Genomic DNA, 16766 nt, shown 5'->3' with positions numbered 1-16766 from the left:
TAACCCCTCCTGATTTTTAATCAAAATTATACCATAAATCAAGTCTGTGAGATTCATGCAATGTGGTCGGTTTTCCGTGGGAATCTGCAAATGGATAAACGGTTACATAAACTTCATTTTCTAAATCACCTAGCAGAATTCCAACGGTTCTATTGTCTTGCGCCGCCCATTCGCTAAGCTTTGCATAGCCGCCGGTCTTTTTCACTGCATAGACGAGGTCGTTTTTATTTTCGTCATTCAACAAAAGGACGGTATAGTTGTCGTTGTCAATTCTGTCCTTCAATTCATATTTTTCGGTTAAGAACGCCATTGCCTCATCATAGGTCTTAGCAGGTGTCTTTACAGATGCGGCAAGGGAAATTGCGGCTGCAGGGTCGTCAAGTTGCAGATAGGTTCTGTCAGTTTCTATGTCTTCATCCCAAACGGCAACGCAGGTGCCGATTTCAGTCCGGCTGCCGCCAATGTCCAAGTATAGGGGCGACATTACATATTTTTGATCGCCAAATTCTTCCGTGTAATAATAGGTGTAGGCGTCTTCGACTGAATCTGTTCGAATTCCGTTCACCGACGGGAAAATAGAACCCCAGGGAACGTCGTCGTCCGCCGTAGCGTAAAGTACATTGTCAGCAAAGGTAAACGCCACACGGGAAATGTGGTTGCCCAGCATGTCGTCAATGTTGTTAAAATAGCTATAAAGCGAAATTGTCTTTTCCGCCGGGTTCCAAACATGATATGCCAAATATTTTGAATAGCCGTAAGTTTCGTGGGGGCTGTCCGCAGTGTCGCCGATTTCTTCAATGCAAATTGCGGTTCTTCCGCCAATGTTATAGCCTGTAACTTCTATTCCGTTATACGTCACCTTAATGTCGGTCTGATAAACGTCGCCCAGAATTTGACCGGTCTGGCCTCGGGGAATTGCACCGTGCTCCTGCCACGGCAGATAAAAATATGATTCTACAGATAAAAGCCGCTCTTCGTCGTTATAATCGTATGTATATCCATAATTCCAGTCGCCCAAATCCTCTGCAATTACAACGGTTTTGCCGCCAATGTTATAAGCGTCAATGGGCTCGCCGTTCACGTAGGTCAAAATGTCGGTGGAATAAATGTGGCCAATAACGCCGCCGTCGGCGCTTTCGCTGCCGTCTGCGGCGAAAGCGCCTGTGCCGGGCAGCAAAAGTGTCAGCGCCAGAATCATAACGGATAGTTTCTTTTTCATTTGATTTCCCTCCTGTTTTTTATTCTAAATAAAACAATTCCAATACTCCATAAACGGTGGAAAGATTCACCGCTTCGTCGCTTGCCTCAATTACCTCACAGCGGGTATAAGTTTTTAACAGATGTATAAAAACGCCTCTTAACGGGTCGCTGCCGCCTACCAAAACCTTAGTTTCCGGTGTAATTTCACCCAGCGCCTGAATGTCTGAGGCGAGCACAGCGCCTGCAAAAAAGTTTGCCCGCTCGTTTTCTGTTAAATTTGTAAAGTTATGTATCAGCCTCACGCGGAAAGCGGCATCGCTCAGCCCGTGGGCCCTGCTATATTCAAACCCGGCATTTAAACATTCGGGCACAATGTTAGAAATGAGCGGCTTAGGTAAGCTGTTATTCAAAATGGTGTGTTCCGACAAAGCGGCCAAAAGCTCGCCGCCTAGGGTTGTGCGGCAAGATAAAATTTGCCCCTCATTTCCCACCGCCACAAATTTTGTGTGGGAGCCAGGCAGAACAGCCGTAAACGGCGGTTTTACTTTTAAGAGCTTCATCAAGCCAAACAGCTCGGTTTCTTCGCCGCGCATCATGTCCATTTCATTTAAATTGGCAAGGCTTTTAAAATCCGTATTGTTTTTTACACCCGGGATAAACGTAATGGGAACGGACACAACATCGGAAAGCAAAACAGTTTTTGCATGTTCTTTCAGGCACAAAGGCGTTGCCGGCGCGGTTACGTGGGGCACCTCGCAAAGCCCCAGCTCCGAGGTAATCATGCCGGAGGCAAAAACCGCACTGATATCCTGCTCTTTTAACGCATTATCGGACAGAAGCCTGCAAATTCCGTTCTGAATGCTTTCTTTTAAAATTTGATTACTTCCTGTTTTTGCAGTGTCGCCGGCCCCGGCGTTTATTTTTATGCTGTCTTTTACCGTTTCTCCGTCAACTAAGTAAATTCTGGTGTTGGTGGTGCCTGTGTCGATTGTAAGAAACATGTTAACACTCCTGTGACGCGGCCTCTACATATTGTTTTGCCCGCTGGGTAATTTTTGAAAACGCGCCGGATAAAATAAGTTCTTTGTTCACTAAATCGCTGCCAACTCCCGCACCAACTGCACCCGCTTTTAAAAAGGCAGGCAAATTTTCAGCAGTAACGCCGCCCACAGCCAAAAAACGGATATGGGAAAGGGGAGCGGCTAAGTCTTTTACATATCCGGGCCCCATTCCGCCCACAGGGAAAAGCTTCACAAAGTCGGCCCCCCAGCGGTGGGCCTCCTCACACTCGGTGGGCGTAAACGCCCCCGGCATGGACACCAGACCACACTGGGCAGTTTTTTGAATAACGTCTTTATTCACGTTGGGCGAGATAATATAGCGCCCGCCGGCCTCTTTCGTCATCACAACCTGCTCCGGCGTTAAAACGGTTCCTGCCCCAATCATTAAATCTTTTAAAAAGCGTTCGTTAAGCTGCCGAATGGTTTCAGCCGTTTCAGCATGGGTTTCGGGCCTTGCTGCGTCGTAGGTAATTTCCATGCAGGCAATTCCGCCCAAAATAAACGCTTCAGCAGTTTTAAATATATTCTCCCGGTCAACGCCGCGCACAATGGTAATAATTTTATGAGCAAGCACATGTTCAATGGTTTGTTCCTTCATTTTGTTTCTCCTTATGCTTTTGCAGCGGGCTTGTCCGCTCTTAAATCTTTCAGCATGGCAATTTCTTTTGCATAGCCCTCCAGCTCGTTTGGCGTTTCCAAATAAAAGGGCAGCCCACAAAGCTGGGGGTGGTTGATGATGCGGGCAAACGCCTCTGTTCCAATCGACCCGCCGCCAATTACCTCGTGCCGGTCCTTATGGCTCTCAAAGGGGTTTTTGCTGTCGTTTATATGAACGGCCCGCAGACGGTCAATTCCAATCACCCGGTCGAACGCAGACAGCACGCCGTCTAAATCGTTCACAACGTCATACCCCGCGTCATGAACGTGGCAGGTGTCTAAGCACACGCCAAGCTTGTCCTTTAAGTCCACCCGGTCGATAATTGCTTTCATTTCTTCAAAGCGGCTGCCTACCTCGCTTCCCTTGCCGGCCATGGTTTCCAGCAAAACTGTTGTGGTAAGCTCAGGCGTTAACAGCTCATTTAGCTGGGCGGATATTTGTTCAATCCCCGTTTCAATGCCCTGTCCAACATGGCTTCCCGGGTGGAAGTTATAAAGGTTTCCGGGAACGGCTTCCATGCGCCGCAAATCGTCTGCCATGGTGTTTTTTGCAAATTCGCGGATCTTTTCGTCCTTCGAGCAGGCGTTTAACGTGTAGGGGGCATGGGCCAAAATAATGCCGATGCCATGTTCCCGGCTATATTCTAAAAATGCGTCAATGTCTGACTGGTCTAATGCTTTCGCCGTTCCCCCTCTGGGATTTCTGGTGAAGAACTGAAAGGTGTTGGCGCCGATACTCACCGCAGTTTTCCCCATTGCCAAAAAACCTTTTGAAGCTGAAAGGTGACATCCAATTGTAAACATATTCAATCCCTCATTTATACTAAGTTTGTAAATTCGCTGCCGGCCAGAAGATGAAAATGCAGGTGGAACACAGTTTGTCCTGCGTTTTCGCCGCAGTTGTTGATAATTCTATATCCGTCGTCTGCAAAACCCAAATCCTTTGCAATTTTCGCCGCGGTTAAAATGATATGTCCAACTAAGGCTTCATGTTTTTGTTCTAATTCATTTGCACAGCAAATGTGTTCCTTGGGAACAATTAGAATATGCTCTGGCGCGGCGGGTGAGATGTCCCGGAACGCGTAGACCAAATCGTCCTCATAAACCTTGGTTGACGGGATCTCACCGTGAATAATTTTACAGAAAATGCAGTTTGTGTCGCTCATCTTTTGTTGTCCTCCTTGTCAGTTCATCAATGGTTTAATTTTTTCAATTACAGTTTCCACAACAACGTCTATGTTTCGGCTGCCGTCAACGTCAACGGTGATGTCACAGCCGGAATAATCCTTTTCCCGCTGGGCCAGAATTTGTGAGATTTCGTTAACGGATTTTCCTGAAATTTCCAGCCGTTTATTGTGCGAATTTTTCGTGTTTTCATAAATGGTTTCGGGCTTTGCCCTGAGCCAAACCAAAATTCCGTTTTCAGAAAGAAGCGCCCTGTTCCGTTCATCAGAAAGGGTTGAGCCGCCTGTGGCAATTAAAACATTTTTGTTTTCACATATATTTGTAACGGCAAACCGCTGGGCACCCTCAAAATATTTTATGCCCTTTTTCGTAATCACGTCGGCTACCGGCATGTTTTCACACCTTTTAATATATTCATCCGTATCGTAAAAATCCAGTCCCAGCCTGCTTGCAACCCGGCGCCCAATGGTCGTTTTACCGGTGCCCATAAATCCGACTAAAACAATGTTTTTGTTCATAAGCCCTCCAAAAATTATCTGAAAAAGTTTTGCGTAAGATAGGGAACGTCCTCTTTAGAAAATGCAACACCGGTACCAAGTGCTGTGTAGTCCGCCAGGATGTTTTTTCTGTGTCCCTCTGAATTCATCAAAAGCTCGTGCATATAAAGGGTGTTTTGCGCGCCCATTGCAATGTTTTCACCCACCACCTTAAATCTTACGCCGCCGGCGTGCGCTCTGTCTGCAACGGTTCCGCCGGAAAGGTCGGTGTGGTTAAAATAGTTGTTTTCCGCCATTTCCTGAGAATGCAAAAGCGCAACATTAGCCATGCCCTGGTGAAACGAAAAGGGGGGCAGCCCCTCCCGAACGCGAAGTGCGTTCGTCACATAAAAATTTTGCTTTTCAAAGCTTTCCTTAAGCTCCGGGCTTTGATTCGCATATAAACGGTCATAGCTCAGCTCGGTGTTATATTCTATTATATTGACAGATGTTACCGAATTATTCTTGAATACGTCATAAAAAAAGGTAACATACAGGCTTCCGGTGTGAAACAGCTCCATGTTCGTCTTATCCGCGTTTAAGCCGTTCATAATATATTTTGTGTTGCCCTTGATAATAAAATCAATGGGTTTTTCAAAGGTTAAGTTCACGTCGGCGGCGCTTGAACCAACACAAATGCCCCGGAACGAAAACCGCGGCGAGTTGGTGTAAATGGCCACAACCCGTTCGTTTTGAATGCCGATTTGCATATAGTTTTTAAAATTTTCATGAAAAATATTCCACACAAACCCATATTCGCTTACCTGTGTGTCCACAGGGTCGCCGAAAGCGGACAAAACGTCGTCATAAGACATGCCGATGGATACGCTTCGGTTTCCCTCATACAAAACGTCTGCTGCGTTGTTTTTCTGAACGGTATCTCCTGCAAAATTCTGTTTTAATTCATATAGAAAGCGTTCTGTGTCAAACTCTGAAAACGTGATGATAGACAGAGCAAGGGCCAAGGATATGACAATTTTTTTCAGCATGTCTTTTCTCCGCAATAATTATTTGATGCAGTCTGCAATAAGCCTGCCCATCTCGGCTGTGCCGATATATGGTTTATCGTTATCTTTTATATCGAACGTGCGCCAGCCGTCTTCTAACACGCCGTTTACCGCACGTTCGATTGCTTCTGCCTCTGACGCCAGGCCAAAATCCAATTTCAGCATCATGGCGCAGGATAAAATTGTGGCAATTGGATTGGCTTTATTTTCTCCCGCAATGTCCGGCGCAGAGCCGTGAATGGGTTCATACATGCCCGGGCTGCTGTCTCCTAAGCTGGCAGAGGGCAAAAGCCCGATAGAGCCGGTGATAACCGAAGTAAGGTCGGATAAGATGTCGCCGAACATGTTCGTTGTCACAATCACGTCAAACTGCGACGGATTCGTGGCAATCTGCATGGCGGCGTTGTCCACGTACATGTGAGACAGCGCAACGTCGGGAAATTCCTCCTGCTGCACCCGGCTTACAATACTGCGCCACAGCTTAGAGCTTTCCAGCACGTTTGCCTTGTCCACGGACACAACGCACCCTTTCCGTCCGCGGGCGGAAAGAAAAGCTCTGCGTGCAATGCGCTCTATTTCAAAGTCTGAATATTGTTCAACGTCAAAGGCCGAAACGGCGTCTTTCCCCCGTTTGCCGAAATAAATGCCGCCGGTAAGCTCCCGCACCACCAAAATATCCAGCCCGTTTTGCACCAGTTCCTGTTTTAAAGGGGAAGCTTGTGCAAGACAGGGGGTTAAGAGCGCAGGCCGCAGATTTGCATAAAGCCCCAAGGCTTTTCGCAAAGCAAGCAGTGCGTCCTCCGGCCGGCGGGGTGCACTGTCCCACTTTGGGCCGCCAACAGCGCCCAATAAAACGCTGTCAGCAGATTGGCATTTTTTTAGTTCTTCCGCCGGCAACGGGTCGCCAAACCGGTCAATGGCCGCGCCGCCGGCACACACCTCGGTATAGGCAATTTCATGGCCGAACACGGAAGCAATTTTATCGAGCACCATTTTTGCGGCTTGGGTAATTTCCGGGCCGATGCCGTCTCCCGGAATCACTGCAATGTGCATTTGCATAAAATATCAGCTCGCTTACTTTTGGTTTTTTAAATATCCAATTAAACCGCCGCACTTTACAATTTCCTGCATGAAATCAGGATACGGCGCGGTGTCATATTCTGTGTTCTGGGTTAAATTTTTTATTTTCCCGGAGGTTACATCAACAAAAAGCTCGTCGCCGTCGTTTATTTCTCCTGCCCGGGCGCACTCTAAAATGGGAAGCCCAATGTTAAAGGCGTTCCGATAAAAAATTCGGGAAAAACTGATGGCAATTACGCAGGAAACGCCGCTGGCCAAAATGGCAAGGGGCGCGTGCTCCCGCGATGAGCCGCAGCCGAAATTTTTACCGCCGGCAATCATTTTGCGCGACTTCAGTTTTTCCTGAAATTCCGAATCCAGGTCCTCCATGCAGTGCAGCGCAAGCTCGCCGCTGTCGCTGGTGTTTAAATACCTCGCCGGGATGATGACGTCGGTGTTAATGTTGTCGCCATACCGGATTACTCTGCTCTGAAATTCCATTTGACCACCGCCTTTTATATCGTTTTTCTGCCGGGAACTGCAATTTTGCCTTCTATGGCAGACTGTGCGGCAACCGCCGGCGAAGCAAGATAAACCTCGCTGTCCGGGTGTCCCATCCGTCCCACAAAGTTTCGGTTGGTGGTGGATACACACCGTTCTCCGCTGGCTAAAACCCCCATGTGTCCGCCCAGACAAGGCCCGCAGGTGGGAGGGCTCACCACTGCGCCTGCTTCTATAAATGTTTGAACAAGCCCTTCTTTTACGGCCTGCAAATAAATTTCCTGGGTGGCGGGAATGATAATTGTCCGCACAGCAACGTGGTTACCGGAAAGAATGGTTGCTGCCGTGCGCAAATCACTGATGCGCCCGTTGGTGCAGGAGCCAATCACCGCCTGGTCAATGGAAATGGCGCCAAGCTCAGACGCTTTGCGCACATTGTCCGGCAGATGCGGAAGAGCAACCACAGGCTCTAAAGCGGACAGATTGATTTCATATTCTAAAACATATTCTGCATCCTTGTCCGGCGCAACCCTGCAGTATGGTTTGCCGTTTGCGTGCTCGAACAGATAGTCCTCTGTTTTTTCGTCCACAGGGAAAATTCCGTTTTTCGCCCCGGCTTCAATGGCCATGTTCGACACCGTGAAGCGGTCGTCCATGGACAGGGAGGCTATGCCGCTGCCTGAAAATTCCATTGACCGGTACAGTGCGCCGTCCACCCCGATTTGTCCGATAATGGTTAAAATAAGGTCTTTGCCGCTGACAAATTCAGGCAGACTGCCCGTTAAGTGAAACCGTATGGCCTCGGGCACCTTCAGCCACACTTTCCCCGTGGCCATGGCCCCGGCCATGTCGGTGCTGCCAACGCCTGTTGAAAACGCACACAAAGCGCCGTAGGTGCAGGTGTGGGAATCGGCACCGATAATCAGGTCGCCCGGCAGGGCCAGTCCCTGCTCGGGAATCAGTGCGTGTTCAATGCCTGCGCGGCCTACGTCAAAATAGTTTGTAATCGCGTGCCTGTGGGCAAATTCCCGCATTTTTTTGTTCAGCTGGGCCGATTTAATATCCTTATTGGGTGTAAAATGGTCGGCCACCAGCGCAATTTTGGTTTTGTCAAACACGGTTTCACAGCCGATTTTATAAAATTCGTCAATGGCCACCGGCGCGGTGATGTCGTTTCCCAAAACCAGGTCGGTTTCCGCCATAATCAGTTGCCCCGGCCGCACCTGGCTTTGGCCGGATTTTTCAGCAAGAATTTTTTGTGTTATGGTCATTCCCATATGTTACACCCCTTTTAATCCGTTATTTTTGACAGGTAACGCCCTTTCCGCACTTGCTGCAGTCGCCGCCGCAGCCGTGCCGTTTGCTTCTGACAGACGACACCACAGCCACGGCCAACAGCACAGCAATAAAGCCGACCACAACAATGTCTGCGGTGGTGGAGCCGCCGCCGGAAAACAGAATTCCTGCAATTTTATAAACAATAAATGCCACCAGATATGCAATTCCGGTCTGATATGCCGCCGCTAAAACCGCGCCTTTTAAAGAGCCCATTTCCCGTTTTGACGCGGCAAAGGCCGCAACACAGGGCATGTAAAGAATGGTAAACGACAAAAACGCAATGGCAGCAGCCGGAGAAAACATTGCAGCAAGCGCACCGGAAAGCTGCGCGTCTGTGGCGCTTCCCGTTAAAATCGTCAGCGTGCTCACCACGGTTTCCTTTGCGGAAAGGCCGGTGATGAGCGCGGTAGAGGCCCGCCAGTCGGTAAATCCCAGCGGCGCAAAGATGGGCGCTAAGAATGAGCCGATGGAGGCAATCATGCTTTGGGACGCATCTTCCACCATGTTAAGCCGCGCGTCAAAGTTCTGCAAAAACCAGATGACAATGGAGGCAGCAAATATAATCGTAAAGGCCTTTTTTAAAAAGTCCTTGGCCTTTTCCCACATGTGAATGAAAACGCTTTTGGCAGAGGGTAGCCGGTAGGCCGGAAGCTCCAGCACAAAGGGCGTGGGCTTTCCGCGGAACACGGTGTTTTTCAGCAAAAGGCCCGACAAAACCGCCACCAGAATCCCCAGTACATACATGCTTAAAAGCACCAGCGCCGCATGGCCGGGAAAAAATGCCGCAGTAATCATGCCATAGATGGGCAGCTTGGCGCTGCACGACATAAAAGGTGTCAGCACAATGGTCATTTTTCTGTCCCGCTCAGAGGAGAGCGTTCGCGTAGACATGATTGCCGGAACACTGCACCCAAATCCAATGAGCATGGACACCACAGACCGGCCCGACAGGCCGATTTTGCGAAGAAGCGTGTCCATCACAAAGGCTACCCGGGCCATATAACCGCTGTCTTCTAAAATTGATAAAAAGAAAAACAGCAGAACAATAATCGGCATAAAGGATAAAACGCTGCCAATGCCCGCCAGCGCCCCGTCAATTACCAGGGAATGAACCCAGCTGCTGACACCGGCGAAAGACAGCAGGTTGTCCAGCCAGCCTGAGGCAACGCCGATCAGCTGTTCTAAAAGATTTTGCAATGGCGCTCCGATCAGGGTGAAGGACAGATAAAAAATTAACAGCATTACGCACAAAAAGATGGGAATGCCAAACAGCTTGTGGGTTAAGACCCGGTCGATTTTTTCTGAGCGGATTTGTTCCTGTGTTTCCCCGGCCTTCGTTGAACAGGTGGCGCAAAGCTTTTCGATATAGTTATAGCGCATATCGGCCAAAGCGGCCTCACGGTCGGTGCCCAGTTCCTCCTCCATCTCGCGGATGAGGTGCTCGACTACGTGTGCGTCGTTTGCCGGGAGGTTTAAAGCCGATTTTATCAGCTCGTCCCCCTCAATGAGCTTCGTGGCCGCAAACCGCGGGGGATAGCCGCTGTTTTCTGCGTGATCTTCAATTAAATGTGCAATGGCGTGCAGCGCACGGTGAACGGCGCCGTCGCAGAAGTCGAATTTTTTTGGGGGCTCGTTTTTCTCAACAACTTTAATAATGGTTTTCACAAGTTCGGTAATGCCTTCATTTTTCCCGGCGGAAATGGGCACAACCGGCACGCCTAAGTTTTGCGAAAGCTTTAAAATGTCGATGGTGTTTCCGTTGTGGCGCACCTCGTCCATCATGTTTAAAGCAATGACAATGGGAATTCCAAGCTCCATAAGCTGGAGGGAAAGATAGAGGTTGCGCTCTAAGTTTGTTGCGTCTACAATATTAATAATGGCGCACGGGTGTTCTTTTAAAGCAAAGTCCCGCGTGACAATTTCTTCCGAGGTATAGGGGGAAAGTGAATAAACGCCGGGCAAATCCACAACGCTGTAATCTTTATATTTTAATAAAACACCTTCCTTTTTTTCCACCGTCACGCCGGGAAAGTTCCCCACGTGCTGGTTTGAGCCGGTCAGCCGGTTAAACAGCGTGGTTTTTCCGCAGTTCTGGTTGCCGACTAAGGCGAGATAGTTCATGAATTTATCACCTCTGTGATTTCAATTTTTGCCGCGTCTTCATGCCGGATGGTCAGCACATAGCCGCGCAAATAAAGTTCAACCGGGTCGCCTAAGGGCGCAACCTTGCGGACGGTTATCTTCGTCTTTGGCGTAAGGCCCATGTCCAGCAGTCTGCGTCTTAAGGCACCCTCGCCGTTTGTTGCCACAATCGTGCCGCTTTCGCCCGGTTTTAATTTATCCAATGTCATGCTGTTTGCCCCTTTAGAAATTAATATATATCTAACATTATATGTGAAAAAACAACGAAACAGAATTGGTACTTTACACATCTTTATTTTATCATCTCGGCAATATGATGTCAAGGCGGCGAAGGGGCAAATGGGCAATGTCACGAAAAAAACATAAAATGTTTCAATTTTAAGATGAACAAAAAATTAGCGGATTTCGTATTGATTTTATACAATTTTACTGATATACTTAAAATCATCAAAATGATTTAGAATTTTATCATTTTTGACAAATTTTTCAGAAAGGAGTAAAAAGGGATTGTGAAAGAATTAGAGAGCACTGTCTTTTCGGCAAATTTAAGAAAGCTGAGGATGTCACGTGGTATGACGCAAGGCGAACTGGCAAAGAGATTCAATATCTCCAGAAGCTGCATTGCAAATTATGAATCAGAGAAAAGACAGCCCGATCACGAAATGATTCGGAAAATTGCAGATTATTTTGATGTGAGCATCGATTTTCTTTTGGGAAGAAGCTCAGTGAAGATGACTGTACCCGACAGTGACGAAATGTTTAAGCTTCAGCAGATTGGCAACGTTTTAGACTTCGGGGACAAGCTGGACCTCAGCAATGCAGAGCCCAGGGTAAAAATTGCATTGATTGAGTTTTACAGTTATTTAACCACGATAATGTAGCTTTTTTTAGCAGTTTTTCGTCAGCGGATGGAAACGGAAAGATTTTTTTTACAGCCGATGAAAAAACCGCTGGTGAACCAGAGAAAAAAATACGTGATACCGGGGCCGAACGGCGCGCGTTCCTCAAAAAGGCAGTTGATTAAAAATGCAATGGAGGCTGCCTTTAAAAACAATACATACGATTTTGGAACCGGGCCATTTTTAAACAGAGTCGCCGTGCGCAGGGGGACAGCCGCAAAAATGAGAAGCGGCAGCGCGGAAACAACTCCGAAAGAGAGCAGGGCAGCTAATGGCAGCGACTCGATGTAAGTGCTTCCGCTTCCGAAAAACGGGGCATTTGGAAAATTTGCCAGAAATATGAGAGTAAACTGTTCTGAACGCCCAGAGGTAATTTCGTTTACGCCTAAAGATGCGCGGTTGTTAAAAATAATGTTTCCAATTACCAGTTCGCGCAAGGCCGGTATGACAAGGACAAGCAGAACTGCCAAAAGAACAGCAATGATAATGTAAAGGCGTTTTCGCCTATTCTTTATCACACACACATACCACACAACCAAAGCGGCCGCGAGTCCAATGATGGACGCGCGGCTTTTTAAAAGCACCATAAAGCCGATAAACAACACCAAAAGCAGTGTGTTCAGTTTTACATTTTTAATAATTTTTAAAAACATGATACAGCAAACCGCTGTTAAAATGATCGGAGCCAGGGAGTTTTTGCGGGAATAAACATAGGTTTCAGCCGAGAGCCAAATTCCTGAAAAACTGGTTATGATGGTGTAAATGGATATGAAAATGGCACAGAGGACATAGACCTTAGCGCCGGTAAGAATCAGTTTTTTTCCCGAAACAGCGCCGGCCAGCGACCCTGTTAGGAATACAAACGCAGAGAGGTTTGCCGAATAGGTAATTGGCGAACACAGATAACCGGAAAGGTTTCCTTTCACCAGACCGGTTAAAAATGTGAGTAAATCAAAAATTAAAATGGGACAGAGGAAAAACAACGTCTCCCGCTGCAGCTTAAGGCGCGACTTTGCGGCAAAAAAAAGAAACGCCATGAACCATAGCAAAATAACCGCGGCACGGACAAGCCAGATTTCAGACAAAAAATCAATCTGCGACAGAACAGACACCATACACAAAAAGGCGAACAGTTTTTTTGGCGTAAGGTTTTTAAAAAATTCTGCAATCCGGGGGAACCGCCTGGTAACACCGTTTACGGCAGGGGCAAGCCTGGTCTGCAGAAAAGCGGAAAACACATCTAATAAGGATATGATGTTATCTGCCCATGAATGTATCAATCGCCTGTATGTGGTCGCGTACCTCGTTTTCAATCGTATACTCCTTTATAACAGAAAGGCTTTTTTTTCCAAAGCAATATCGTGTGTGGTCTGAAGATAATAAAAATGCAAGCCCTTCACGAATTTTCATCATATTGCCCTTTGGCACAATCATCCCGTTTTCCCCTTCTAAAATCAAGTCGGGCGCGGCGCCGCAGCTGTCTGTGGCAATTACCGGGAGCCCGTTTGCCATTGCCTCAACCAAAACCATTCCCCAAACGTCGGAATCAGACGGCATTACGAACACGTCTGCCGCGCGAAAGTAACGAACCAGGCCGCTGTAGGGTAAAAAGTCTATAAACCGCACGTTTTTTGCCCCCATGCGGTCAATAAGCTCCATATGGTAACGGTCGGCCGTTCCCCCCACAATGACGACTTCCGTGTCGGGAAAGTCTTTCGCCGCTTCAATTAATAAATCGTAGCGCTTTAAAGGCAGCAGCCTCCCAACGGACAAAACCATTTTTTTTGCGCAAATGCCCAGCTCTTTTCTTAATTTTATTTTTTCCGGCTCCGTGGGCGGCGCCGCTAACATGTCATTTTTAAAAAGGGACGTAAAATGATATTGTAAAATCTTATTTCGGTCTGCACCATAGTGAGTAAAATAGCCGGCTGCGTTTTTCCCGGTTCCCAAATACAGGGCGGCGCCCGAAATAAAATAGGTTTTTATCTTTTTTAAAAGCGGATGCTCCTTTGCAGGAAAACCGCCGTCTATGCTTAAAATATACCGCATGTTATGCCGTTTCATATACCTGATTGCAAGCATTTCGGTTGGTGTGCTGTATCCGCCGATGATTCGCACGTCGAAAGAATTGTCTTTCAAATAGTGCAGGACGTTTCGGGAAAAAGAAGCCGCCGCGCTGATTTTTACACCGCCTAAATAGAGTTCGCGAAAGTTTTCAGCGTTTCTGCTGCGCCAGCGCGCGTCCCTGTCGCCGGCGGTTTGGCGTTCATATAAAACAGTCAGGTTCACCTCTTTCCCCAGCTCGTTAAAAAAATCTACACGGTAAGGCGCCGGGAGGTTCGTAAGGTATAACACGTTCATCAAATTTCACCCATTCAATTTCCCATATATGTTTCTAGCAAATCTGCGCTTATGCCTGGGTTTAAACGCTCTTTAAAAAATAAATAGCCCTTTCGTCCCATTTCTTCCCGCATTTGAGGATTTTCGCACAGTTTTCTGGCAAACTGTTTAAATTGCGCAAGGCAACCGTTCTTACACCAAAAACCGCAGCCAGCCTCCGAAAGTAAGTCTTTTATATCGCTGACGTTATCGGTGCAGGCCAAAACTGCCAGAGAAAAATTCATATAGGAAAGAATTCGGGAGGGGAAGTTGGGAACCGTAAACCGGCTGTCTAAAAAAATCAGACCGACATCACATGCAGACAGCAATTCCTCATAATCACACCGCTTCAATTCGTTTAAAACCATAAAATTGTCCGCGTTGCTCAGCGCATGGCGCACATACTCGGTGTGCGTTCCCCGTCCAACGGCGAGAAAAAAGGCCTTTTCCATTTCGCAAATTTTTTTCGCGCACGCAATTAAGGCGTCTGGCGACTGAGGAAGCCCAATGTTTCCGCCAAATACAAAAATGGTTTTGTCCGCTGGCAGATGGAATTTTTCCCTGACAGACGCTTTCAAAATTGCCGGCATTTCAGAAACCGCCTTGGTATTGGGGAAAAAAACTACCTTGCCGGATACCGCCGGGTTGTGTTTTTTCATATATTCCATATTGGCTTTCGACATGCAGCCAATTTTGTCCGACACGCGGTAAAGCGCATTTTCCTGTCTTCTAAAATATTGAAATATGAAGCTGTTCTTTTTATAAATTCCCAGGTCTACGCCGTTTTGCGGAAAAATGTCCTTTAGCATTAAAAAGGACGATGCACCAAATCTTTTTTTCGCATATTGAACCGTTTTATAAACGGCAAGGGGCGGCGTTTCATACAAAATCAGGTCATACGTCCTGTTTTTCAAAAACCGCATTATGCCTCTTTTTAAGTGATGACTGAGCAAAAGGGTTGCCAGTCCTTTTTTTAAAAAGCCCACATTATATAGGTTTCCGGTGCGGACGCGAAGAACTTCCAAACCGCGCTCGGTTCCCAACTGCGCCTGTTTCTGCGTTTTTTTTCCATCCGCAACCACCACCGTCAGACTGTGTCCCCTGCGGGACAGCTCGCAGGCAAGGTCAGTATATATGGTGGCGCCGTTTTCAGGACGCGGGAAAACGGATGTAAGATAAAGTATATTCATGCAGACTTCATTTCCTTCAATTATTCCACATATGATATATATGGGTTTTTCTGTCTGTTTTAAAATTATTTTTTTTATAAAAGGCCAAAGCCGCGCTGTTGCGCTCCTGTGTGCCAACTAAAATTTTTGTCACGTTTTTTTCAGCACGAAACACGCCCAGCCGGCGCATCATTAAGGTTCCGATTCCCGTGTTCTGAAACGTTTTGCAGACGGATAACAGCTCAATGACTATGCTTTTTTTGTCGATGAAAGAAAGCAGCATAACACCGGCGCAGCGGCCTTGATATCTGCAAATACAAAAATACTTGTCCGGCCTGTTCTGAGCATTTTTCAGCCAGTTATAAAACACGCCGTCGGCCTTTTCCGTTGTAATGTGCTTGTCCTGATAAAAACGGGAATGGACGAACGAACCCTGCACAGCGTCAAACACATCGGGACTGAGGGGCATATTATTGTCCAAAACAACGGAATATCCCTCTTTTATTTCTAACGGCAGTGCAGAAACAGCCCCCTCAATGCCCGCAGGGTCTGAACTGCACAGCCGAATATTGACATCTGTTTTTATCGTATTGGGTAAGCTTAAAATTGTTTTTTCGTTGCCAATCAATGCATCCGGGTTGTGGATGGTGACAAACCGGTATTGCCTTGATAACCGAACCAGTTCTTTTGCGTCGTTATCCGACAGCGTCCCCGAAATATCAATGTTTGCACAGGGAAAGCCGAAATATTCTGTGTCCCACGCAAGACCGTGAACTGCAAATGACATTTTTTCACCCCTTCACAACAGTTTCCACCGTTGGACAGGGAGATGGAACGGCTGTATTGTAAATGTTTTTTGATTGAAACAAAGCTGTAACAGTTTTCAAAATAATTTTCATATCCATTATAAAGGAAACATTCTGGATATAAAAAATATCAAACCCAATCCGTTCCTTCCAGCTAATGGAGTTTCTGAAATAGGCCTGGGAATAACCCGTAATGCCGGGCCGCACCAAAAGCTTGTCGCGCTCATTGCCCACATAGAATTTTTCCTGAGAGGGCAAATCCGGCCTGGGCCCTACAAGGCTCATTTCACCTTTCAGCACGTTCAAAACCTGGGGCAGCTCGTCTAACGAAAACCGCCGAATCCATTTGCCGCAGGAAGTTAAGCGATAGTCGTCTTCTGAATTGTATGTAGAGCCGTCGGGATTGCGCAGATCGGGCATATTTTTTTTCATGGTTCTCAGTTTATACATTTTAAAAACTCTGCCGTTTTTGCCCAGCCGTTCTGCAAAATAGAAAGGCGTTCCGCCGTCGTCAAAAAAAATAACGACAGACAGAATTAGAGAAATGACCAAAACAAAGGGCAAAGCAATAAGAGAAATAATTATATCAAGCACGCGTTTAAACAAGAAACGGTACATTTTAAGTTACCTCCGGAGCCGGGAGATGCATGCAAACAAACTGCATACAACACCACATATTATCATTTGTCTTTATCATACCATAAGTTCAAAAAAAAATCAACAAATTTTCAAATTATACTTGATAATTTCATAGTCATAATATATACTATTAATAAAAACAGTGCTCTGCATGGCTGTAACAGAAAAATAATAAAAAAATATGGAAT

At 46.9% G+C, this 16766-nt stretch carries 18 protein-coding genes; 1 reads left to right on the top strand and 17 read right to left on the bottom strand.

Annotated elements, in window-relative coordinates; translation table 11 throughout:
• Positions 1-16 precede the first annotated feature (16 nt).
• The 12 genes from H8698_RS11885 to H8698_RS11830 are packed head-to-tail and all read right to left on the bottom strand — an operon-like array spanning position 17 to position 10895.
• Complete coding sequence (locus tag H8698_RS11885) at positions 17-1219, bottom strand: hypothetical protein (RefSeq protein ID WP_249313705.1); 1203 nt, start codon at positions 1217-1219, stop codon at positions 17-19.
• 19 nt (positions 1220-1238) lie between these two features.
• The gene (locus tag H8698_RS11880; RefSeq protein WP_249313704.1) at positions 1239-2201 is read right to left on the bottom strand and encodes a 2-dehydro-3-deoxygalactonokinase; all 963 of its coding nucleotides are present in this window, start codon (positions 2199-2201) and stop codon (positions 1239-1241) included.
• Between the two features lies 1 nt (position 2202).
• A complete protein-coding gene (locus tag H8698_RS11875; protein ID WP_249313703.1) occupies positions 2203-2859 on the bottom strand; it encodes a bifunctional 4-hydroxy-2-oxoglutarate aldolase/2-dehydro-3-deoxy-phosphogluconate aldolase in 657 nt (218 codons plus the stop codon).
• An 11-nt stretch (positions 2860-2870) separates the two neighbouring features.
• A complete protein-coding gene (locus H8698_RS11870; RefSeq protein ID WP_249313702.1) occupies positions 2871-3722 on the bottom strand; it encodes a deoxyribonuclease IV in 852 nt (283 codons plus the stop codon).
• A gap of 14 nt (positions 3723-3736) precedes the next feature.
• The gene (locus H8698_RS11865) at positions 3737-4084 is read right to left on the bottom strand and encodes a histidine triad nucleotide-binding protein (RefSeq protein WP_177680225.1); all 348 of its coding nucleotides are present in this window, start codon (positions 4082-4084) and stop codon (positions 3737-3739) included.
• Positions 4085-4102: 18 nt separating this feature from the next.
• On the bottom strand, positions 4103-4621 hold the full coding sequence (locus tag H8698_RS11860) for a shikimate kinase (protein ID WP_249313701.1): 519 nt from the start codon (positions 4619-4621) through the stop codon (positions 4103-4105).
• 14 nt (positions 4622-4635) lie between these two features.
• Positions 4636-5628, bottom strand: a complete 993-nt coding sequence (locus H8698_RS11855; protein ID WP_249313700.1) for a CAP domain-containing protein — start codon at positions 5626-5628, stop codon at positions 4636-4638.
• Between the two features lie 18 nt (positions 5629-5646).
• Positions 5647-6705, bottom strand: coding sequence for a 3-isopropylmalate dehydrogenase (leuB, locus tag H8698_RS11850; protein ID WP_249313699.1), 1059 nt, complete (start codon positions 6703-6705; stop codon positions 5647-5649).
• A 15-nt stretch (positions 6706-6720) separates the two neighbouring features.
• The gene (locus H8698_RS11845; protein WP_177680229.1) at positions 6721-7206 is read right to left on the bottom strand and encodes a 3-isopropylmalate dehydratase small subunit; all 486 of its coding nucleotides are present in this window, start codon (positions 7204-7206) and stop codon (positions 6721-6723) included.
• A 14-nt stretch (positions 7207-7220) separates the two neighbouring features.
• Positions 7221-8483, bottom strand: a complete 1263-nt coding sequence (leuC, locus tag H8698_RS11840) for a 3-isopropylmalate dehydratase large subunit (protein WP_249313698.1) — start codon at positions 8481-8483, stop codon at positions 7221-7223.
• A 22-nt stretch (positions 8484-8505) separates the two neighbouring features.
• Positions 8506-10665: a ferrous iron transport protein B gene (gene feoB, locus H8698_RS11835; RefSeq protein ID WP_249313697.1), complete on the bottom strand. Its 2160-nt coding sequence runs from the start codon at positions 10663-10665 to the stop codon at positions 8506-8508.
• The gene (locus H8698_RS11830) at positions 10662-10895 is read right to left on the bottom strand and encodes a FeoA family protein (RefSeq protein WP_177680232.1); all 234 of its coding nucleotides are present in this window, start codon (positions 10893-10895) and stop codon (positions 10662-10664) included. Before H8698_RS11830 ends, feoB begins: the two co-directional genes overlap by 4 nt.
• 300 nt (positions 10896-11195) lie before the next feature.
• Between H8698_RS11830 and H8698_RS11825 the strand changes: the two genes are divergently transcribed.
• A complete protein-coding gene (locus H8698_RS11825) occupies positions 11196-11567 on the top strand; it encodes a helix-turn-helix domain-containing protein (RefSeq protein ID WP_249313696.1) in 372 nt (123 codons plus the stop codon).
• A gap of 20 nt (positions 11568-11587) precedes the next feature.
• Here the strand turns inward: H8698_RS11825 and H8698_RS11820 are convergent, their stop codons facing one another.
• From H8698_RS11820 to H8698_RS11800, 5 genes are read right to left on the bottom strand one after another with little or no spacing between them, the layout of a single operon-like run.
• Positions 11588-12898: an O-antigen ligase family protein gene (locus H8698_RS11820; RefSeq protein ID WP_249313695.1), complete on the bottom strand. Its 1311-nt coding sequence runs from the start codon at positions 12896-12898 to the stop codon at positions 11588-11590.
• Positions 12843-13946 carry a glycosyltransferase gene (locus H8698_RS11815; RefSeq protein WP_249313694.1) on the bottom strand — a complete coding sequence of 368 codons (1104 nt, stop codon included), beginning with the start codon at positions 13944-13946 and terminating at the stop codon, positions 12843-12845. The genes H8698_RS11820 and H8698_RS11815 overlap by 56 nt, the downstream gene beginning before the upstream one ends.
• Before the next feature lie 14 nt (positions 13947-13960).
• Positions 13961-15154, bottom strand: a complete 1194-nt coding sequence (locus H8698_RS11810; protein ID WP_249313693.1) for a glycosyltransferase family 4 protein — start codon at positions 15152-15154, stop codon at positions 13961-13963.
• A 16-nt stretch (positions 15155-15170) separates the two neighbouring features.
• Complete coding sequence (locus H8698_RS11805) at positions 15171-15920, bottom strand: GNAT family N-acetyltransferase (RefSeq protein WP_249313692.1); 750 nt, start codon at positions 15918-15920, stop codon at positions 15171-15173.
• Between the two features lie 4 nt (positions 15921-15924).
• Positions 15925-16557, bottom strand: coding sequence for a sugar transferase (locus H8698_RS11800; RefSeq protein ID WP_249313691.1), 633 nt, complete (start codon positions 16555-16557; stop codon positions 15925-15927).
• Positions 16558-16766: the final 209 nt, after the last annotated feature.

It is taken from the genome of Congzhengia minquanensis, from assembly GCF_014384785.1.
Classification (GTDB): domain Bacteria; phylum Bacillota; class Clostridia; order UBA1381; family UBA9506; genus Congzhengia; species Congzhengia minquanensis.
This window is presented reverse-complemented; position numbering and strand designations above follow the sequence as displayed.